The sequence below is a fragment of the Janthinobacterium aquaticum genome (assembly GCF_009208565.1).
GTDB lineage: Bacteria > Pseudomonadota > Gammaproteobacteria > Burkholderiales > Burkholderiaceae_D > Janthinobacterium.
Genome location: NZ_WFLK01000013.1, coordinates 1 through 20,976, shown reverse-complemented (window position 1 = coordinate 20,976; position 20,976 = coordinate 1). Strand labels below are relative to the sequence as shown.

Sequence of the window (20,976 nt, the reverse complement as noted above, 5' to 3'; positions counted from 1 at the left end):
TATCAACATGCATGATCCAGTCGTGATTGTCGGTGCCGCGCGCACCCCCATGGGCGCCTTCCAGGGCGATTTTGCCAACGTGACGGCCAGCGACCTGGGCGCCGTGGCCATCCGCGCCGCCGTCGAGCGCGCCGGCGTAGCGCCGGAACTGGTCGAACACGTGTATTTCGGTAATTGCCTGATGGCCGGCCAAGGCCAGGCGCCGGCGCGCCAGGCGCTGCGCAAGGCCGGCCTGCCGGACTCGACCGGCGCCGTGACGCTGTCCAAGATGTGCGGCTCGGCCATGCAAACGACCATGTTTGCACACGATACCTTGCTCGCCGGCAGCGCCGAAGTGGTGGTCGCCGGCGGCATGGAATCGATGACCAATGCACCCTATCTGGTGCCGAAGGCGCGCAGCGGCTACCGCATCGGCCACGGCATGCTGTTCGACCACATGATGATGGACGGCCTGGAAGACGCTTACAGCCGCGATGAAAAAGGCAATGCGCGCTCGATGGGCACGTTTGCCGAAGAATGCGCCACGCAATACGGCCTGACGCGCGAAGCGCAGGACGCGTTTGCCATCGCGTCCGTCAAGCGCGCCCAGGCCGCAGGCAAGGACGGCAGCTTCGACTGGGAAATCGCGCCGGTGACGGTTTCAGGACGTGGCGGCGATACCGTGGTCAGCGTCGATGAAGGCCCGCTCAAAGCGCGCCTGGAAAAAATCCCCAGCCTGAAACCGGCGTTCAAAAAAGACGGCACGATTACCGCCGCCTCGTCGTCGTCGATCAACGATGGCGCCGCCGCGCTGGTGCTGATGCGCGAGTCGACCGCCAAAAAGCTCGGCTGCACGGTGATCGCCCGTATTCACGGCCACGCCACGCATGCACAGGCGCCCAACGAATTCACCACGGCGCCGATCGGTGCGGTAAAAAAACTGTATGCCAAGACGGGCTGGAGCAGCAGCACGGTCGACCTGTTCGAGATCAACGAAGCGTTTGCCGCCGTGCCGATGGCCGCCATGCATGACCTCGATATCGCGCACGACAAGATCAATATCCACGGCGGCGCCTGCGCGCTGGGCCACCCGATCGGCGCCTCGGGCGCGCGCATTATCGTGACCTTGCTGGGCGCCCTGAAAAAGACTGGCGGCAAGCGCGGCGTGGCGGCGCTGTGCATCGGTGGCGGCGAGGCAACGGCGATCGCCATCGAACTGGGTTAAGCTGCGTTTTTCCCTCATCATCAGGAGCAGCATATGTCGACAGCATTGATTATCGGCGCCTCGCGCGGGATCGGCCATGAAATCGTCCGCCAGTACCGCCAGGATGGCTGGCGCGTGATCGCCACCGCGCGCAAGGCGCAAGACTGCGAAGCATTGAAGCAGCTGGGCGCCGAAGCGCACCAGCTCGATGTGACCGACGTCGAAGGCTGCGCCGGCCTGGGCTGGAAGCTCGATGATGAAAAGCTTGACGTGGCTATCCTTAACGCCGGCGTCTATGGTCCGCGCCATGACGGCTTTCCGGCGCAGGCCGATTTTGACAGCGTAATGCATACCAATGTGCTGGCAGCGATGCGCCTGCTGCCGATCTTGGCGCCGCTGGTCGCCAACGCGCACGGCAAGCTGGCCGTGCTGTCTTCGCACATGGGTTCGCTCAGCGAGCGCAGCAACCCCAGCGGTTCGCTGTACCGCGCCAGCAAGGCGGCCTTGAATTCGGTGCTGATCGACACGGCCCTCGTACATGGCCCGCAAGGAGTCAGCTGCGTGGCCTTCCATCCGGGCTGGGTACGCACCGACATGGGCGGCGAAGGCGCCGATATTTCACCCGAGGAAAGCGCGGCCGGTATCCGCGCCACCCTGGCCAGCCTGCCGCCCACGCAGCAGGCTGTTTTCCGCAACTACGATGGCAAGCCGATTGCCTGGTAATCACACCACGCCATGATACTGAACGAAGAACAGAGCATGATCCAGGAGGCGCTACGCAGCTTTGCACGCGAGCGCCTGGCGCCCAACGCCGCGCGCTGGGACAAGGAACATCATTTCCCGAAAGCTGAACTGCAGGAACTGGCCGCGCTGGGCGCCTTTGGCGTGGCCGTGCCGGAACACCTGGGCGGTGCTGGTCTCGACTATGTTTCACTGGCACTGGTGCTGGAAGAAATTGCTGCCGGCGACGGCGGTACCTCGACCATTATCTCAGTCAACAACTGCCCTGTCTGCAGCATCGCCATGATGTACGCCAATGACGCGCAAAAGGAGCAATGGCTGCGTCCGCTGGCGCAAGGCAGCATGCTGGGCGCCTTCTGCCTGACCGAGCCGCATACGGGCAGCGACGCGTCGGCCCTGCGCACCACCGCCACGCGCGATGGCGATGAGTATGTCATCAACGGCAGCAAGCAGTTCATTACCAGCGGCAAATACGCCGACGTGGCCATCGTGCTGGCCGTGACCGACAAGGCCGCCGGCAAGCGCGGCATCAGCGCCTTCTGGGTGCCGACCGCCACGCCCGGCTATATCGTGGCCGGGCTGGAACAGAAAATGGGCCAGCATTCGTCGGACACGGCGCAGATCGTATTCGACAACTGCCGCATTCCCGCCGCCAACCTGATCGGTGAAGAAGGCCAGGGCTACAAGATTGCGCTGTCCGGCCTGGAAGGCGGGCGCATCGGGATCGCCTCGCAAGCGGTCGGCATGGCGCGCGCCGCCTACGAAGCAGCGCTGTCGTACGCACGCGAGCGCGAAAGCTTCGGCAAGCCGATTTTCGAGCACCAGGCCGTGCAGTTCCGCCTGGCCGACATGGCCACCCAGATCGAAGCGGCGCGCCAGCTGATCCGCCATGCGGCGGCGATGAAGGATGCCGGTCAGCCTTGCCTCAAGGAAGCGGCGATGGCCAAACTGTTTGCATCCGAAATGGCGGAAAAAGTCTGCTCGGACGCGATCCAGGTGCATGGCGGCTATGGCTATGTATCGGACTTCCCGGTCGAGCGCATCTACCGCGACGTGCGCGTGTGCCAGATATACGAAGGCACCAGCGATATCCAGAAAATCCTGATTGCGCGAGGATTGTAAACAAGTAAGAGAGCAATGCAGTAAAGTTTCGGCGCCTTGAGAAACCGTCGCGAGCAAGCCCGATATCGAATTGAGTAACGCAGCCGTAGATTCGGTACGGCGAGTCGATGGGTAATGCGCCGATTTGATAGCGGGCTGCGCAGTAGGTTTATCAAGGCGCCCACCACAGACGAAAAAAAAGCCCGCTAGCGCGGGCTTCGTTCCAATGTATTACCAATGCTTTAATCGTGTCATGGACGCCAGTGCTATCTGCAAAGTGCCTCCTGATTTTCGGACTCCCATGCTATCTGCATGGTGACTCCAAGTGTAAGTTCGACCAACGTATCCGGAATTACAAAATCCACTCTTTCGTACTAGTCACGCCATCGACATTACACCTGTCGGTCGCCGTACTGAAACTGGATAGTGAGAGTATCTGCAAGCAAACCTCAACCACTGAAAGAATTATAGCACAGCCTTTTGTGCGATGCAACAACCTTTTTAAATCAAGTTCTTAGCTCCAGTGGCTTGTCTTCCTCGCCACCGCGCGCCACGCGTTCGTACTCGGAAATCACCTGCGCCCCCAGCAACAGCAGGGTGGCGCCGATCTCCAAGCTGAACATGACGACGATGGCGGTCGTCATCGAGCCATACACCACATTGACCTGCGACAGCGTGGAGAAATACCAGACCAGCACATGGCGCGCGATCTCCCACAGCAGCGCCGCCGTCACGCCGCCCATCAGTGCATGCGTAAACGATAGCCGGCCCACCGGCATGACCAGATAGATCGAGCTGAGCACGAGGATCTCGCCGGTCAGCCCCAGCAGGTACAACAGCGCGCCGGACAGGCCTTCCAGGCCCCAGTCCCGGCGCAGGAAACGCACGCTTTCGTCGCCCATCACCTGCAAGCCACCGGCCACCAGGGTAATCAACAAAATACCGACGCCCAGGCACAGGATGTAGCAATACGGCAGCACGGCGGAAATCAGGAAATGACGGCGGCGTATCGCCACGCGATGGTTGAAGATCACGCTCATGGCGTTTTCCAGCACGGTAAAAGCCAGCGAGCTGAAAAACAGCATGGTCAGCAGCAGCACCCAGCCGATCACACTGCGGTTGGCAAGAAAATGCGCGACCTCGGCCACGATGGCTTTCGACTGCCCCGGCACCAGCCATTCAAGGTAATGGCCAATGGTGCGCAGCAGCTCGTCTTCGGCGATTACATGCGACAACGCCACCACCACCAGCATCAACAGCGGCACGATCGACAGCAGGGAATAATAGGCTACGGCGCCGGCCAGCAGCAGGCCCTGGTTGGCGCGAAAGCCTTTCAGGACCTGCAGCACGAAGCGCAAGGGATGGCTGAGTATATACGCGCTGGCGTGGCGGTTGATCATGGTGGTGCATCCGGTAAAGGCCGTGCGGCCTCGTGCCGCACCTGATGCACCATAGCATAAGCATGGCTACCCTTGCCTGCCGTGCGCAAGCGCACCGAACGCTATCTGACCGCTGGCTCGAGCAGCGTCAAGGTCTGCCGCTCGGCGTCGAGCGTGGCCAGGATATTCATCGGAATGGTGAACTGGTCGCGGATATGGCCGAACGAATAGCCGCTGACGGCAGGCCGCTGCAAAGGCTGCAGGTGCTGGTCCAGCGTCTGGTCGAGCGTCAATGCGCTGTCGCCCTGGTCCGCTTCACAATGCATGAACACGCCCATCATCATGGCGGCCGCACTGGCAAAGCCGTCGGCCAGGTCGAGCTGGCACAGCATGCGGTCGATACGGTACGGCGCTTCGTTGATGTCTTCCAGGAACACGATACGCTCCTGCAGCCGGGCCGCATAGGGCGTGCCGGCCAGTGCGCTGACCATGCACAGGTTGCCGCCAGTCAGGCGCCCGGTCGCCTGGCCGCCATGCACGGTGCGGATGGAGAAATTGGGATGCTCGATTGCGCGCCGGTGATTTTCCTGCGCCATCGGTATGGTGTACTGCTCCTGCGGCGTCATCAGCACATTGCGCAGCTGGGTCACGGTGTAATCGGAAAAAGTCGACGAGGCCACCGGACCGTGAAACGTCACCAGCCCGGTCTGGCGGCCGATCGCCAGGTGCAGCGCGGTGATATCGGAATAGCCGACCAGGATTTTCGGATTGGCGCGGATCAGCGCATAGTCGATCAGCGCCAGCAGCGAGATGGCACCCGAGCCGCCGCGTACGGGCCATACGGCTTTCACTTCCGGGTTGCGAAACGCCGCATGCAAATCGTCCAGCCGCTGCTGCACCGTGCCGGCGTAATTGCCATGCACGGCGCGGATATGCTCGCCCAGCGTGACGCGCAGGCCCAGCGATTCCATATTGGCCACGGCCTTGGCGATTTCTTCGTCGTCGGTAAAGCCGCTGGGTGCGACGATGGCGACCAGGTCGCCCTGGCGCAGGCGCGCCGGCTTGATCAGGGGGAGCGATGCTTGCATGCGTGTGCCTTTTTTCTGCGCTGCGGTCGCCAGCGCCGGTGCGCCAGCCGCGCCGATGGCGGCGGCCAGCATGCCGCCAAAGCGACGCCGGCTAAAACTGCTGTGACTGCTCATGCGGCCCTTTCTGGATATAAAAACGGCGGCGCCAGGCGCCGCCGCGAACTTCCTGCCAGCTAGCCGCTTACAGGAATTTGTACTTCAGCTGGAACGACAGCGAACGCCCGCGCGGATCGGCTACCCGCGGATCCCAGCCGGCACCGACCACGTCGTCGACGTTATGGGCGGTAAATGGTGGATCGCGGTCAAACAGGTTCTGGATACCCACCGTCACGGTGGTGTTCTTGAAACCCGTGTAGGTGCCCGACAAGGTGTAGGTAGTATAGCTGCCCACCTTGGGATTGAAGCCGGTCGGATACGGCAGCGCGCCACCGTTCGGCACCTGGTCCTTGTAGCCGGTGCTGTAGTTCTGTGTCAGCAAACCGCTCCAGTCGCCGCGCGCCAGCGAGAACGAAGCATTGTGCTTCCAGCGCAGGTACAGGTCGCGCGTGTAGAAGTTGCCCACGTACTCCTTGTACTGCTGGCCAGCGATCTCGGCAAACTTGAAGCTCTGGGTCCAGGTGCCATCGAGCGCTGCGCCCCATTTGAAGCCGCTGACATTGCCTTCGCCACGCAGGCTGAGATCGGCGCCACGGGTGCGCGAACCGGCCGCATTGATCCAGCCCGCCTGCACATAATTGATGGTGTCATCGGCATTGCGGATAATGTACTGCGGCAGCAGCGCGGCGTTCTGCAACACGATGGTAGCCGAACGGTTCAGGATGCGGTCCTTGGAATTGATGGCCCAGTAGTCGAGCGAGGCCGAATAACCCTTGACCGGCTCGATCACCATGCCCAGGCTGCCCTGCTTCGAGGTTTCCGGCTTCAGTGCGGTATTGCCGCCCGAGAAATAGTTCAGGCGCGCCGGTGCACAAAAAGCCGGATCGCCAGGATGGCGCGCGCAGCCGATGGTATCGATCACGCCGCTCGACAGTTCCTGGAACAGCTGGCCCGAATAGAGCTGGGTAAAGCTCGGCGCCAGGAAGCCCTTGTTGGCCGAGCCACGGAACAGCAGCCAGTTTGCTGGCTGGTAGCGGAACGACACTTTCGGATTGGTGGTAGCGCCAACCAGGCTGTAGTCATCGCGGCGCAGCGCCAGCTGCAATTCCAGGTCCTTGATCACCGGCACCAGCAGCTCGGCATAGACGGCCTTGACGTTGCGGCTTGCCTTGTCGAGCGCTGCATTGCCTGGCGACAGATAGACGGTGGTGGCATCGATATCCTGGCCAAAGCCATAGCTTTCGCGGCGCAGGTCGAAACCGACGGCGGCCGACATGGCACCGGCTGGCAGCTGCAATACTTCGCCCGACATCGAACCGTCAACCGAAGTCAGCGTGGTTTTGCCGTGCTGGAAGTCGCCGCGGAACTTGGTCGATTCGATCAGGTCCTTGGCTGCCTGGGTCTGGCTCTGGCCGGCGCCTAGCCATGGATTGATGATGCCGCTGGCCAGGGCGGGGAACAGCTGCGCCGTATAGGCATAGCCGTCGATCAGCTTGGTATTGGTCTTGCTCTCGGCATGCGACACGCCAGCCTTGTAGTCCCACTTGCCCAGCGTGCCTTCAAAACCGACCAAGAGGCGCAGGTTATCGGTAGTGTTTTCCTGGGTGCGGTTGCCAAAATCGTTGGCACGCCATTTGTAGGCAATCGGCTTGGTCTTGTCGAAGGTGGGGATATACGCCGACAAGTCCTGGTAATACGCGCCGCCCACCGGATACAGGCCGCCACTTGCCACCGAGGTCTGGATCTGCATCGGCGTAAATTCCGCCGTGGCCTTGGTGCGCGAGCCGAGCAGCTCGACAAACATGGTGTGATCCTGCGCCAGCTTGAAGCTGGCGCGGCTGAGCAGGTTGGCGCGCTCGACCGGGAAGGAAATCACATAGTCGCCGCCGTAGTCGTAGGCGCAGGAGTAAGTCGTGCGCAGCGGCGAGGTGACCTTCGACCATAGCGCGGTCTGGTATTGCGACATGCCCTGGATACTGTCGCACTTGCCCGTAAAGCTCAGCGGATTGGCCTGAAGATAGACCGTCTGGTCGCCAGGTAAGGTATAGCCACCAATGAATTCTCCCGGCTTTTTGGGATCAGGTAATTGTAGCGCCGTGCCAGCTCCCGTCATCTGATTGGCAAACGGCGTGCCGGTGGTGTCCGGCGACAGGCCGCGCGCTGGCTGGAAGCCGTTGGCAAAGCTGCGCTGGTTCGAGCTGAGCTTGTCGTTATTATCGACCGTCAGGCTCATCATGACGTTATAGCCGTCTTCATCCAGGTTGCCGTGACCGGCCAGCAAGGAAGCGCGGCGATTCATACCGCCGCCCGCTTCGGTGGAATTGGTGGTAGCCGATGCTTCCACGCCCTTGTAATCGGTTTTCAGAATGAAGTTGATCACGCCGCCGATGGCGTCGGTGCCGTAAATGGCCGAAGCGCCGTCTTTCAGGATCTCGACGCGGGCAATCGCGCCCATCGGGATCGAGTTCAGGTCGACCGCCTTGCCGCTGGCGCCATGGGTAGCGATACGGCGGCCATTGAGCAGCACCAGCGTGCTGTTCGGGCCCAGGCCGCGCAGCGAGGCAAACGACGCGCCACCGCTGACGCGGTCGGCATCGGCTCCAAACACGTTATTACCGGAAGTCATGTTATTGGCGCCGGTGCCGTTCGAGGAGATGGTCGACAGCAATTGCTCGGCGCTGGTAATGCCCTGCTTTTCAATCTGGTCAAAGGTGATCACCTGCACCGGTAATGCGCCTTCCTTGGCGATGCGCTTGATGCTGCTCCCCGTGACTTCGACCCGTTGCATCGCTGGTGCAGCCTCTTGAGCGGCGGCGGCGCCGGCTACTCCCATCAATGCCATCAACTGCGCTAGCTTCTTCAATTTCACAGGGCTCTCCTTCATTTGGGCAATCAAGACTTGCGTCAGCAAGCCGGGCTTTTTCTGGCATGTCGCGGCGTCGGTCTCAGTTACTTTTTTTATGACGCCAGCGCATTTCTTTATTTGTTTTCATTTTCAGAGTAGCGCGATGCCTCCTCGGCCAGCCAATGAAAAATGCTTTCCTAACCATAACTTTTTGGAATGAATGCCTGTTTTCACTTGCTGCCGGAGCCAGACGTGGCCGCAGCACGGTCGAGATAGCGCCAGGTAGTGAATTCGACCGGGTGGCGTCTGTAGTTTTTTAGCCACGGCTGTTGCAGGTCGGCCGAGATGGGATGGGTCAGCAGCACCCATGGCGTATAGGCATGGATCAGTTGCCACATGTCGAAGTACAGACTGCGCCGGCGTGGCGTATCGGACAGCAGACGCGCTTCCTCATAGCGTTTATTGTAATCGGGCAAGTTGAAGCGGGCATAATTGGCTCGGCCACTGTTGGCACCGTACAACAATTGCATAAAGTTATCACCGTCGGGGAAGTCGGCTACCCAGTTGGTCTCGAACATCTGCACCTTGCCCAGCCGCGAAGCCTTGATGATTTCAGTCTTCTTGTCGCTCTTGAATTCCACCCGCAAGCCGATGGCGTTGAGGTTGCGGCGCCACAACTCATCGCGCAATCGCCCCACCATGCTCGGTTCGGTATGCATGGTGAGCGTCAGGGATTTGCCATCGGGCTGGTGACGATAGCCGTCCGGGCCCAGCCGGTAACCATAGCGGTCCAGCAGCGCGCGCGCCAGCGCCGGGTCGTAGCTGACAGGACTGCGGTAGGTCTTGTCGTAACCGAGCACATTGGGCGGCAGCGGCGACTGCGCCGGCAGCGCCAGGCCTTTTTTCAGCAACGCGATGTCCTCGCGGCTGTTATAGCTCAGGGCGATCGCGCGGCGCAGCGCGAGCCGATCCTTGCTGTAGCCGCCGATCACCGGATCATCCATATTCATCCACATGTAATACGTCTGCAGCACGGGAAAACGCTCGAGCAGGATGCCTTTCGCGGCCAGCTCGGGCTTGAGCGCGCCGTTGGCCAGCACCATGTCGGTCAGCGATTCGGGTACCTGTTCGAGGTAATCGAACTCACCTTTCAAAAACCCCAGCATGCGCGACTGGTATTCCTCGACGATGCGCACTTCGATGCGCTCGACCAACGGCAACTGCCGGCCTTCGAGCGAGCGGGCGATGGCCTGGTCGGCTGGCGGCAAGGCGGCCATGGCAGCAGCATCGGTATGGAAGATAGTTTTGCGGAAGGTCGGATTGGCCTGCAGCACGATCTTGTCGCTGCGCTTCCACTCCTTGATCAGGAACGGCCCGGTGCCGACCGGGTGGTTGCCGAATTCGCCCGGTGCGCGGTAAGCCTCTGCCACCTCGCGCGCCACCACGCCGGTGGCCGGCATGGCCAGGTAAAACAGGAAATTGGGGTCGACGCCATTCAAGCGGATACGCAGCGTGTATTTGTCCAGCGCCTGCAGGCCGGCAATCGGCGTGTCATAGCTGAAATGGCTTTTCAGGGCGGCGTCGCCGACCAGCTTGTCTTCCAGCAGGAACAGCCACGGCGACTTCAGGCTGGGGTCGTACAGCCGCGTCAGGCTGTACACATAATCTTGCGCCGTCACTTCGCGCGGCTGGCCCTTGAAAGCCGGATCGGGGGTGAAAAAAATCCCGGGCCGGATTTTGAAGATATAGGTGCGGCCCTCGTCCTGCACCTGCGGCAGGCCTTGCGCCGTATTGCCCTGCAGTTTGAGGGGGCGTGCCAGGTAGTCGTAGCGCAGCAGCGGGTCGAATACGTTTTCCATCAGGTTCAGGCTGGCCACATCGGACGCGACGGCAGGGTCCAGCCCGGTTTCGCTGGTGCTCAGAAACAGGTGCAGAGTCTTGCCGTCAGCAGCCGCATGGCTGGCCGCTGGCAGCAACAAAGTCAACAAGGCCAGGGCGGCGGCCCTGGCGGTTTTACGCAAAAACATCATCAGTGATCCAGTACAAGTGGCAGAGCTGAAAACAGGCGTTCCCACACTACGCGGGCAGGCCTGAGCGCGCCAATGAAAACAGACTGCCAGCTTATAACTTTTTGGCATGCGATTGCTGCATTCTTTCATCAACTCGACTCAGGCTGCCTCTATACTTTGCTTGCTGGTATTTTTCCGCCCCTGAAACACAGAACTGATCACCTATGGCACTTAATTACATCTGGTCCGGCTTTTTCCTTGTTGGCTTCCTGGCCGCTGTGCTGCAGTGGCTGTTTCTGGGCGATACCGATATCTTCAAGCGCATTATCGATGGCACTTTCGAGACGGCGCGCATGGGCGTGATGGACATTGCGCTGCCGCTGGCCGGCGTGATGACCTTGTGGCTGGGGATCATGAATATCGGCGAGAAGGCCGGCATCGTCGGCTGGCTGGCGAAAGTGATTGCGCCCTTCTTTTCGCGCATTTTTCCGGAAATTCCCAAGGACCATCCGGCCACCGGCCATATGGTGATGAATTTCTCGGCCAACCTGCTGGGCCTGGACAATGCGGCCACGCCGTTCGGCCTGAAAGCGATGGAAAGCCTGCAGACGCTCAACCCCAACAAGGACGAAGCCACCAACGCGCAGATCATGTTCCTGGTGCTGCATACTTCGGGCCTGACGCTGATCCCGCTGGCGATCATGGCGCAGCGCTCGATTCTCGGTGCGGCCGATCCATCCGACATTTTTATTCCCTGCATGATCGCCACCTATGTGGCCACCGTGGTCGGCATTATTACGGTCTCGATCAAGCAGCGCATCAATCTGCTCAATAGCGTGGTGCTGAGCTGGCTGGGCGGCATGACGGCGGCCATTGTGGCCATGATCTGGTATTTCACGCAGTATCTGAGCAAGCAGGAAATCGAACTGGTGTCCAAGGTAGTCAGCAACCTGGTCTTGATCAGCGTGATTGCGATCTTTATTATCGGTGCGCTGCGCAAGAAGGTGAATGTGTATGACGCCTTTATCGAAGGCGCCAAGGGCGGCATCCAGACTTCGATTACCGTGATTCCCTACCTGGTCGGCATGCTGGTGGCCATCAGCGTGATCCGCAATGCCGGCGTGTTCAATTTCGTGATGAGCGGCTTTAACTGGTTCTTCGCCAACCTGGGCATCAATACCGATTTCGTGCCGGCGCTGCCGACTGCCATGATGAAGCCGCTCAGTGGTTCGGGCTCGAAAGCGATGATGATCGATGCCATGAATACCTATGGCGTCGACTCCTTTGTCGGCCGCCTGGCCTGCGTGTTCCAGGGCTCGGCCGATACCACTTTCTATATCGTGGCGCTGTACTTCGGCTCAGTCGGCATCCGCAAGACGCGCTATGCCATTACCGCCGGCCTGATCGCCGACCTGGCCGGCGTGATTACCGCCGTGTTTGTCGCCTACGTCTTTTTCCATTAGGAGAGCCATGTTACGCCCCGCCATTCTCGCCATGCTGCTGGCCGGTATCGGTTTGCCGGCAGCACACGCGCAATTGCCCGACGCTGTCAGCGTGCTGCTGCGCAGCGCCAATATTCCCGAAGACGCCATGGGCGCGATTGTTTTGCGCGGCAATACGGTTGTGCTGTCGCACGGCGCCGAGCGCAGCATGCAGCCAGCCTCGACCATGAAACTGGTGACCACCGCCGTGGCGCTCGAGCAGCTGGGCCCGATCTTTCGCGGCCGCACCGAGCTGCGCACCAGCGCCGATGTGATCAACGGCGTACTCAAGGGCGACCTGATCCTGCGCGGCGGCGCCGATACCGATTTCAATGCCGATGTGCTCACGCATATGCTGGAAACGCTGCGCCGCCAGGGCATCCACAAGATTCGCGGCGACCTGATCCTGGATCGCCAACTGTTCCAGCCAGCCCGGCCCGACGTCGGTGCGCGGCCTTTCGACGAGTCGGCCGAGTTTCGCTACAACGTGATACCGGATGCGCTGCTGCTCAATACCAATATGCTCGATATCGCGCTGAGCTCCAACGCGCAGCAGCTGACGCTGCAGATGTCACCCGAGCTCGATAATGTCAGCATCCGCAGCGATATGCAGCTGGTGAAAGGCAATTGTTCCCGATGGGAAGACGGCTGGCGCCCGCCTGAATATGTGCGCGGTCCCAATGGCAAGCTGCAGGTCATACTGCATGGCACCTTCCCGCAAAACTGCCAGCGCCAGACCAGCATCAATGTGCTCGACCGCAATGACTATGCCGACCGCCTGTTCCGCACTACCTGGCAACGCCTGGGCGGCAGCATCACCGGTGTCGTGCGTGAAGCACCGCCTACCGGCCTGCCGGCAACCGCAGAGCCGGTGGGCACGCGCATGCTGGCTGACCATGTGTCGCGCGCCTTGCCCGAGGTACTGCGCGATATCAACAAGAATTCGGACAACACCCTTGCGCGCACGCTGTTTTTGAGCTTGGGCAGCCTGCAAAGCGACGGCTGGTTCGGCAGCCGGCCGATCGGCTTGAATGCGCCCGAAGATACCGCGACCCGCTCGCGCCTGGTCATCGAGGAATGGATGCAGCGGCACAATATCAATATTGACGGCATGCTGATCGACAATGGCTCCGGCCTGTCGCGTACTGGCCGCATCGCACCGCTGCAGCTGGCCGGCATACTGCAGGCCATGCAACGCAGCACCTGGGCGCCCGAGTTCCAGTCCAGCCTGCCCATCGTGGCCCTGGACGGCACCATGCGCAAGCGCCTGACCGGCAGCCCGGCAGCGGCCCGCGCCCGTATCAAAACCGGCACCTTGAAGAATGTCGTGGCCATCGCCGGCTATGTGCCCGACGCCAACGGCGAACAATGCGTGGTAGTGGCCATGGTCAACAGCGACCTGGCCGGCAACGGCAATGGACGCGCAGCGGTCGATGCATTGATTGACTGGGTGAGCAGGAGTGTGGCAGTGCCGGTGAAGGTGCAAGCCGCGAACCCTTGAAGCCCTCGGGTCGTACATTGAGGGCCAATGATGATCTCGATCATGCTGCCAGGTTCAACTGGAGGCGGTACTGGTGACCGTTTCATAACCGGCTTTTGACCAGTACGGGCAGCAGTGCCGGCGTGGTCGGTTCGAACAAGCCGGCACACAATCCGCGGCGCCATTTGACCCGCATATCGGTGTTGATGCCGTTCTGCTGGGCCAGCTTCGACACCGAGATGCCAGGTGCACAAGCCTCGACAGCGAGGCGCCGTTTGAAGTCAGCAGGATAGTTTGGGCGGCCGACACGGTTGCACATAGTTTTATCTGTATTCAAAGTCATCCCCATCAAAAGTGACGAGAACTACTTTGGAGTATGTGGTGCTGTGGTCTAATTTGCTCGGACACCTAGATAGGTGGAAAATACACCATCTGAAGAGTTAGACAAGAAAACAAGAAAACGAAGAATATTCGATGCCATCCTGAAACTGGAAGTAGTGCGCATGATCAAGGAACAGAGCCCGAGCGTCAAGAACGTCAATGAGATGAGCATCGGCCAGACGGCGATCCGGCGCTGGTTGACGCAATACAGTGCTGAACAGAACGGCAAGCCGAGCATCGGCAAACCGCTCACCGCCGAGCAACAAAGAATCCGGCGATTGGAGCACAAAAATCGGCAACTGCGCCAGGACGTCACCCTCTTAAAAGAGGTATCGGCCTTCTTTGCCCGCGAAATGAAATGATTTACACGGTCATTCATGAGCTGCAAAGGAGGCCTTTCCTGTGCAATAGAGCTGCGATCTGCCGGCTGTCAGCAGGTCGGGCTTTTAAACGGCAAAGTACCATGCCGCCAAGCCAACAGCCTGTAAAGCAAGCGTCCATCCGAAAGCGGCATTCGTAGCCAGCCATCAAAGCTACGGAAGCCGCAGAATGGTCACCTCCATGGCCAATGCGGGCGTACGTATTGGACGCTTCAAAGTTCGCAGGCTGATGCGCCAGGCGGCCTTGAAGCCGGTCTGGAGGCGCAAATTTGTGCACACTACGGATAGCAAGCACGACTTGCCAGTGGCCGCCGATGTGTTGAATCGGCAGTTCAACCCGGTCGTGCCGTATCTCGCTTACGTCAGTGATATCACTTATATCAGGACGGGTTCTGGATGGCTGTACTTGGCCACAGTACTCGATCTGTATGCACGCAAAGTGGTCGGATGGGCCATGGCGCCGAGTATGCCCGCCCAACGGGTCTCCGATGCCTTGAGCGTGGCGATAGGACAGCGACGTAAGCGTCTTTCCACCGCCGTCTACCGTTAAAAGTCCACATACTTCAAAGTAGTTCCCATCACTTTTTTGATGGGAACCACTTTGGATACAGATAAAAAGGTCGGCAACCGTACCGGCCGCCCAAACTATCCTGCTGACTTCAAACGGCGCCTCGCTGTCGAGGCTTGTGCACCTGGCATCTCGGTGTCGAAGCTGGCGCAGCAGAACGGCATCAACGCCAATATGCTGTTCAAATGGCGCCGCGAGTTGCGTGCCGGCTTGTTCGAGCCGACCACGCCAGCGCTGTTGCCCGTATTGGTTCAGCCGGTTATGAAACGGCCACCAGCACCGCCTCCAGGTGAGTCGGGCGGCATGATCGAGATCATCATTGGCGATGCTGTAGTGCGTCTGCATGCCAGCATTGACGCCGCGCTGCTCCAGCTCGTCTTGCAAAGCCTGCGGCCGTGATTGGCTTGCCGGCGGGCACACGCATCTGGATCGCAGCCGGTGTGACCGACATGCGCTCTGGTTTCAACGGCCTTGCGGCCAGGGTGCAAACGGCCCTGGACGAAGACCCGTTCAGCGGCCATGTGTTCGTGTTCCGTGGCCGGCGTGGCGACATGATCAAAGTGCTGTGGTGGAGTGGTGATGGGCTGTGTTTGCTGGCCAAGCGGCTTGAACGCGGCCGCTTCGTCTGGCCGCAGGCTACCAGCGGCACGGTATTGCTATCGCAGGCACAGCTGTCGATGCTGCTCGAAGGCATCGACTGGCGGCGCCCGGAGCGCACCTGGCAACCATCATCGGCCTTGTAAACGTCGGCGCCCTCGCGTAAACTCGGCCCATGCTCAACCTCGCCGACCTGCCCAACGATATCGATGCCCTGAAGGCATTGCTGCTCGCGCAGCAGCACATCGTCGCCGGTCTAACCGAGCAGCTCAACACGCGCGTCGTCGAGATCGAGCATCTCAAGCTGCAGATTGCCAAATTGCGGCGCATGCAGTTCGGCCGCAAGTCGGAGAAGCTTGACCACCAGATTGAGCAACTGGAATTGCAGCTGGAAGACCTGCAGGCTGACGAAGGCGAAGCGGCGCGCGAGATGCCAGCGGCGGACCAGGCGCCACGCAAGAAATCGGTGCGCCGTCCGTTGCCGGACCACTTGCCGCGAGACGAAAAGATGTATGCGCCACCAGGCGAAGCTTGCCCCGCTTGCGGCGGTGGTCTGCACCATTTGGGCGAGGACGTTGCAGAGCAACTCGAATGGATACCAGGCAGCTTCCGCGTGATCCGTCATGTGCGTCCGAAACTGGCCTGCAAGTGCTGCGACACCATCGTGCAAGCGCCTGCGCCAAGCCGACCGATTGCACGTGGCAGCGCCGGGCCGGGCTTGCTGGCACATGTGCTGGTAGCCAAATTTGCCGACCATCTCCCGCTGTACCGGCAGTCGGTGATCTATGCCCGCGAAGGCGTTGAACTGGAGCGTGCGCTGCTGGCGAACTGGGTTGGCGCCGCCAGCGCCTTGTTGCGCCCGCTGGTGGAGGCGATTCGGCGCCATGTGCTCGCTGGCACCAAGCTGCACGCCGACGACACACACCAATTCCGGTGCTGGCGCCGGGCAATGGCAAGACGAAAACAGCACGGCTGTGGACCTACGTGCGTGACGATAGCGCTTGCGGCGACACCACCCCGGCAGCGGTCTGGTTTGCCTACACGCCGGACCGCAAAGGCATCCATCCGCAAACCCATCTGGCCAGCTTCAAGGGCGTGCTGCAGGCTGATGCGTATGCCGGATTCAATGCACTTTACGTCAATGGCACCATACAGGAAGCTGCGTGCTGGGCGCATGCGCGCCGCAAGTTCCACGATCTGCATGTAGCCAGGCCATCGGCCATCACGACCGAGGCCCTGCGCCGGATCGCCGAGCTGTATGTGATCGAGGCCGAGCTACGCGGCAAACCGCCGCATGAACGACAGCAGGTGCGCCAGCAACGATCACAAGCATTGCTCGACGATTTCGGCAGCTGGCTACGCGCCACGCTTGAAAGACTGTCGCGCAAATCGGATACGGCGGCGGCGATCCAGTACGCGCTCAATCTGTGGCCGGCGTTGCTGCGCTACTGCGACAACGGCATCATCGAGATCGACAACTCGGCCGCCGAGCGCGCCCTGCGTGGCGTTGCCATCTACTCGCTGATCGGCACTGCCAAGTTCAACGGTGTTGACCCCGAGGCCTGGCTGCGCCATGTGCTGGCCAACATCGCCGATCATCCGGTCAACCGGGTCGACGACTTCCTGCCCTGGAACTGCGCCGCGCAGCTTCCTTCGGCTTAAACAACACGCCGCTTCCCAGCGGGGTGATGCCATCATCTTCTAATTCATTGCCAGGTTCAAGACGGCGCTGGCTTGACGCTTACACAGCGACAGGCAGCCCCAGGATTGATCGTCCATTCGGATCGCGACAGTCAATATGCCAGCGCGCTGTACCAAGAGACGCTTGAGCGGCACGGCTTCGTTTGCAGCATGAGACGCAAAGGAAATTGTTGGGATACTCAGTGGCTAAATGCTTCTTGCTGAACTTGAAAATTGAACGTGTCTGGCAACGACAGTATGCCGGCCATGCCGAAGCAAAAGCCGAGATCACCGACTATATCGTCGGTTTCTACAACTGCAAGCGTCTCAATTCACCATTGAGCAATCTGCCACCCGCCGTCTACGAACGGCAAATGGCAGCACGGGAACCTAGATTTGTGTCCGAAATTACTTGCCCCCCACTGTTGACAGCTTAGAGTTTTGACGTGCACTATTCTGACCATGTGTTTTGGCGGAAGATATTTTTTTCATGCTAGGTCATCGAACTAACCATAAAAATAGGGTGCTCTATTGCAACATTTATACACTTTTGAAACGAAAAAAGAGGCCGAAAAGGGATTAGCTAAACTATCAGGGCCGAAACGATTGGCTAGTGATAGAGATAGTAACGAAGTAATATACAATTTGTTTGGCGTGTTGAGTTGGAGAAATCTCTACGCTTTGGGCTTATATGATCTTACTGAGTTGAAAAGCGTTCTAGCCCAACGGGACTCTGGGGGAGCCTATAATAAGATCAGACATCTTGAAATCATTGCAGCACTTGAAAACACATCTCGAGTACTCGGACTGACGATTCCTGAGCATTGGCGATGACCTTTAAATGATAAGTAAATTTCATGATTCCATATGGTAAATCGGTGTCGACTCCGCAAGATGGTCTAACTAGATCAAGCTGAACAACACGCCCGCAGGATGAGGCGCATTGGCCAAGTAGCATACGTTGGTAGTGACACGGAGAAATACTCAAAGTACGAATGAAAGCATTAGTTACGCCCCGATGTGGCGCCCATTTTTTTCATGATATATGGTAGCTTCCATTGACAAAAGAAAAACCGTCTACATGAAAAAATTTCCCAACAGACGGCCCACTACACTCATTGACGATATACCACTTTAAACTTTATTTCCAGCAAGAAATAAAGTAGCATAGGTATGAACGACGGAAAAATCCGTCGTCCCACCCCATCAAAGGAAGGAAGCTAAAAATGTCATGCATTATCACGGGATGCCAAAATCCTGCTAATAACCACTTTGGCGTGAGATTACGTCGCACAGATACCTCTGCAATCTGGGCACCAAATACCGAGGCATACATCTGCGATCATCACGCTGTAGTGGGGCTCAGAATCGACGTTCAGATTACGCCCTCCAACGATGGCAATATCACCACTGCCATCTCCGGCGGAGGGATTCCAGCCGTACGTACGACGCCCATCGTGAATCAGGCTTAATTGCCATCGCTTCGATTCGGATAAGGCATCATCATTTCTTCCCCGAATTGAAGCGAATTAATCGATCCCAATTAATTATACCTGCGTCACAAAAACGCTCAACAAATGCCGCGGTAAAAATGTTTAATTTTTCACTACACAGTAATTCAATTTCATCATTCCGTTCTTTGGCCATATGGCCTAGTGGTTCAATAATATCTTTATATAATGATTCTCTCCCGCCGGAAATTAGCTCCCAAAAGCTTTGACCACAAAGCTTCAAATGAGTACCTTTATGTGGTACATTATCAATTCCGTAGCAGCACGCTTCAACGCAAATAATATTCATGTTTGCAGCCCCACCAGAAGTAGCAAGGGTCTTTTTGGCAGTATTAAAATTATTTACTAAATTTTTTATCTGACCGGAATTTCCCCAGTTTGGGCCACTTTTAATACTTATCAAATATTTAGAACCGTTATCCTCAAATTCTAAGTCAAGTCCCACTACACCAGACTTACGACCATCGTAAACTTTCTCACATACAAATATTGCTACGTTCTCAAGGAAGTTACCAAAGGTTGTTTCTTCTCCGCTTGACACCGTAGCGTCCAGCACCGATTTAATAAAATCGTGCGCACTATTAGTACTTTTAGCACGAAAGAGATAGGGATTTTTGCGTTTGATAACATCATCTAACGTAAGGTTTCGGATTTTCGCTATTTTTTTCGCATGGAACTGAGGGCCAATTTGAGCGTAGATAAAGTCAAAAACACTCTGCAGATTAAGTGGCCTCATAGATTCCTTTACCACGCTTAATCAACCCTAACTCCTTCGCAGTAAGCTCACAATATTCTTCAGAGAGTTCAATACCCAAACCGTGCCTACCCAGCTTATTAGCCACTCGCATAGTTGTTCCAGAACCCGAGAATGGATCCAAAATTACATCGCCAGGAGCAGAAAAAAGTTTTATAAACCATTCCGGCAAACTAGAAGGAAATGCTGCGCTGTGTCGTTTATTTCCGCATTCAGTTGCCAAATGTAATACATTTGCGGGATATGCCAAGTCCCGCCCAACCCAATTTTCGATTTTTTTTCCAAATCCACTTCCAACTTTAGATTCGTCGCGAACTCGATCAGTTTCGCTTAACGTTTTCAAGCGTGAATTTTTCCAATCACCCATTGGAACCATAACAGCATCTTGATACATTGCAAATTTCTTTTGCTTAGTGAAATGAATGCATCGCTCCCACGCATCACGGAAACGATTCGGCCATTTACCAGGATAGCTATTTCGCTTATGCCAAATATATTCCTCAGTATAAAACCAACCAAGCTTACGCATTGCAATAATAAGTTCCATTACGTAAGTGTGACGTTCACCGTCAACTACTCGCTCTTTGATATTTAGGATAAATGATCCAGTAGGTTTTAAAACTTTGTGGAGTTGATCAGCGATGGGGAGGAACCATTGAACATAATCGTCGGCATGTACCCCTCCATAAGTACTTTTTCTTTGATCGGCATAGGGGGGTGAGGTGACAATAAGATCAACCGAATTCTTAGGAATTTTTGTTAAAACCTTTAAGCAGTCGCCGTTAAAAAGCCGCATGATAGGTGATGAAACTCTCTCTGAGTTTCCAACTTCTTCAATATTAGTTTTCATGACATTAATATCAGTTTTTTTGGCTTCTATTGAATTACTGCCGAATAAATTCTGGTATCTTTTCGCATCGGCAGTATCGCATGAGAATTCACAAGCGCCCGCATGCACTTTATATTCCATATTACGTTTATCCATAGTTTTATCAGTTACCAATGTCTTTTACGTCGACACACTTTTCAAAGCCTGCACCGCGCGGCTTCTTGCGCTCGATGTCGGCATTTGAAAGAACATTGCGAAAATCAGTTTGCCCATCTGCCATAGCTCCGAGTAGCGTGGCAATAATAGCCAAATGCGATGGTACGTTTTTATTCCTGTAATTAGACAGGGAAACTTTGTTCATGTTGATCATTTCGGCAAATGCGCTAACGGTCAATCCGGCCTTGCCCAACTGTCGACGAAATTCCTCATAGTTCATCGTGCCATCATATAGATTAAGCTGAACACGCACAATAGTTAATTTTATTCATTAAAATATGTACTTCTGCAATCAGCGCTACAGGTCATTGAGTAAGGGACGTGCATCTGTCTGCAGCACTGACTTGCACTAATCCGGCGGCTTTTCATGAATTTCTGCTTCATCAGATACAGCTCGGCGATCCGGCGCAGCACTTCGATCAGCGGCGATGGTCGTGCTGCATACGCGGGCGTGTGCCCAGCAGGCTACCTCAAGATAGACGGCGGTGGCACGACGCTTACGGTTGCTACTAAAAGGTTGCCAAACCTAAGACGAAAAAAAACCCGACCATTTCTGATCGGGTTTTTCTCTACTACGAATAACAAGCCTGACAATAACCTACTTTCACACTGGTTGCAGCACTATCATCGGCGCAAAGTTGTTTCACGGTCCTGTTC

18 protein-coding genes and 3 pseudogenes are annotated in these 20,976 nt (G+C 57.5%); 13 read left to right on the top strand and 8 right to left on the bottom strand.

Annotation, left to right across the window (positions count from 1 at the left end; genetic code table 11):
• The first annotated feature begins 7 nt into the window (after window positions 1-7).
• From GCM43_RS19095 to GCM43_RS19085, 3 genes are read left to right on the top strand one after another with little or no spacing between them, the layout of a single operon-like run.
• Window positions 8-1,204 carry an acetyl-CoA C-acyltransferase gene (locus tag GCM43_RS19095; RefSeq protein ID WP_152247229.1) on the top strand — a complete coding sequence of 399 codons (1,197 nt, stop codon included), beginning with the start codon at window positions 8-10 and terminating at the stop codon, window positions 1,202-1,204.
• Window positions 1,205-1,237: 33 nt separating this feature from the next.
• Window positions 1,238-1,906, top strand: a complete 669-nt coding sequence (locus tag GCM43_RS19090; protein ID WP_152247227.1) for an SDR family oxidoreductase — start codon at window positions 1,238-1,240, stop codon at window positions 1,904-1,906.
• A 12-nt stretch (window positions 1,907-1,918) separates the two neighbouring features.
• A complete protein-coding gene (locus GCM43_RS19085; protein WP_152247225.1) occupies window positions 1,919-3,046 on the top strand; it encodes an acyl-CoA dehydrogenase family protein in 1,128 nt (375 codons plus the stop codon).
• 485 nt (window positions 3,047-3,531) lie between these two features.
• Here GCM43_RS19085 and GCM43_RS19080 read toward each other — a convergent pair whose 3' ends face one another.
• The 4 genes from GCM43_RS19080 to GCM43_RS19065 form a co-directional block, all read right to left on the bottom strand.
• Window positions 3,532-4,425, bottom strand: a complete 894-nt coding sequence (locus tag GCM43_RS19080; RefSeq protein ID WP_152247223.1) for a YihY/virulence factor BrkB family protein — start codon at window positions 4,423-4,425, stop codon at window positions 3,532-3,534.
• Between the two features lie 101 nt (window positions 4,426-4,526).
• On the bottom strand, window positions 4,527-5,606 hold the full coding sequence (locus tag GCM43_RS19075; RefSeq protein ID WP_152247221.1) for a S66 peptidase family protein: 1,080 nt from the start codon (window positions 5,604-5,606) through the stop codon (window positions 4,527-4,529).
• Window positions 5,607-5,673: 67 nt separating this feature from the next.
• The gene (locus tag GCM43_RS19070) at window positions 5,674-8,457 is read right to left on the bottom strand and encodes a TonB-dependent receptor (protein WP_226929565.1); all 2,784 of its coding nucleotides are present in this window, start codon (window positions 8,455-8,457) and stop codon (window positions 5,674-5,676) included.
• A gap of 206 nt (window positions 8,458-8,663) precedes the next feature.
• Window positions 8,664-10,460, bottom strand: a complete 1,797-nt coding sequence (locus GCM43_RS19065; RefSeq protein ID WP_152247513.1) for an ABC transporter substrate-binding protein — start codon at window positions 10,458-10,460, stop codon at window positions 8,664-8,666.
• Window positions 10,461-10,666: 206 nt separating this feature from the next.
• Here GCM43_RS19065 and GCM43_RS19060 point away from each other — a divergent pair, with 206 nt between their 5' ends.
• On the top strand, window positions 10,667-11,905 hold the full coding sequence (locus GCM43_RS19060; RefSeq protein ID WP_152247219.1) for a nucleoside recognition domain-containing protein: 1,239 nt from the start codon (window positions 10,667-10,669) through the stop codon (window positions 11,903-11,905).
• Window positions 11,906-11,912: 7 nt separating this feature from the next.
• Window positions 11,913-13,424 (top strand): D-alanyl-D-alanine carboxypeptidase/D-alanyl-D-alanine endopeptidase, encoded by a 1,512-nt coding sequence (gene dacB / locus GCM43_RS19055; RefSeq protein ID WP_152247217.1) that lies wholly within the window; start codon window positions 11,913-11,915, stop codon window positions 13,422-13,424.
• 82 nt (window positions 13,425-13,506) lie between these two features.
• On the opposite strand, the gene GCM43_RS19050 is transcribed toward dacB, so the two are convergent.
• Window positions 13,507-13,740 (bottom strand): transposase, encoded by a 234-nt coding sequence (locus GCM43_RS19050; RefSeq protein WP_226929564.1) that lies wholly within the window; start codon window positions 13,738-13,740, stop codon window positions 13,507-13,509.
• Between the two features lie 79 nt (window positions 13,741-13,819).
• Here GCM43_RS19050 and GCM43_RS19045 point away from each other — a divergent pair, with 79 nt between their 5' ends.
• From GCM43_RS19045 to GCM43_RS26215, 7 genes and pseudogenes are all read left to right on the top strand, one after another.
• Entirely contained in the window at window positions 13,820-14,146 is a 327-nt protein-coding gene (locus tag GCM43_RS19045; RefSeq protein ID WP_152247213.1) for a transposase, read from the top strand.
• Window positions 14,147-14,300: 154 nt separating this feature from the next.
• A pseudogene (locus tag GCM43_RS26415) lies at window positions 14,301-14,423 on the top strand (IS3 family transposase); the annotation flags it as partial.
• Between the two features lie 12 nt (window positions 14,424-14,435).
• Window positions 14,436-14,714 (top strand): DDE-type integrase/transposase/recombinase, encoded by a 279-nt coding sequence (locus GCM43_RS19040; protein WP_413770970.1) that lies wholly within the window; start codon window positions 14,436-14,438, stop codon window positions 14,712-14,714.
• Between the two features lie 39 nt (window positions 14,715-14,753).
• Window positions 14,754-15,131, top strand: a complete 378-nt coding sequence (tnpA, locus tag GCM43_RS19035; protein ID WP_152247511.1) for an IS66-like element accessory protein TnpA — start codon at window positions 14,754-14,756, stop codon at window positions 15,129-15,131.
• Window positions 15,128-15,475: an IS66 family insertion sequence element accessory protein TnpB gene (gene tnpB / locus GCM43_RS19030; protein WP_038492299.1), complete on the top strand. Its 348-nt coding sequence runs from the start codon at window positions 15,128-15,130 to the stop codon at window positions 15,473-15,475. Before tnpA ends, tnpB begins: the two co-directional genes overlap by 4 nt.
• Before the next feature lie 29 nt (window positions 15,476-15,504).
• A pseudogene (tnpC, locus tag GCM43_RS19025) lies at window positions 15,505-16,991 on the top strand (IS66 family transposase).
• A gap of 54 nt (window positions 16,992-17,045) precedes the next feature.
• A pseudogene (locus tag GCM43_RS26215) lies at window positions 17,046-17,446 on the top strand (IS3 family transposase); the annotation flags it as partial.
• Window positions 17,447-18,512: 1,066 nt separating this feature from the next.
• On the opposite strand, the gene GCM43_RS19005 reads toward GCM43_RS26215, so the two are convergent.
• The 3 genes from GCM43_RS19005 to GCM43_RS18995 are packed head-to-tail and all read right to left on the bottom strand — an operon-like array spanning window position 18,513 to window position 20,539.
• Window positions 18,513-19,256, bottom strand: coding sequence for a PmeII family type II restriction endonuclease (locus GCM43_RS19005; RefSeq protein WP_152247203.1), 744 nt, complete (start codon window positions 19,254-19,256; stop codon window positions 18,513-18,515).
• Window positions 19,243-20,259, bottom strand: coding sequence for a DNA-methyltransferase (locus tag GCM43_RS19000; protein ID WP_226929563.1), 1,017 nt, complete (start codon window positions 20,257-20,259; stop codon window positions 19,243-19,245). Before GCM43_RS19000 ends, GCM43_RS19005 begins: the two co-directional genes overlap by 14 nt.
• Before the next feature lie 7 nt (window positions 20,260-20,266).
• Window positions 20,267-20,539 carry a helix-turn-helix domain-containing protein gene (locus tag GCM43_RS18995; RefSeq protein WP_152247201.1) on the bottom strand — a complete coding sequence of 91 codons (273 nt, stop codon included), beginning with the start codon at window positions 20,537-20,539 and terminating at the stop codon, window positions 20,267-20,269.
• A gap of 147 nt (window positions 20,540-20,686) precedes the next feature.
• Here GCM43_RS18995 and GCM43_RS26210 point away from each other — a divergent pair.
• Window positions 20,687-20,976 (top strand): hypothetical protein (locus tag GCM43_RS26210; RefSeq protein ID WP_226929562.1); only part of this gene is annotated, 290 nt, incomplete at its 3' end.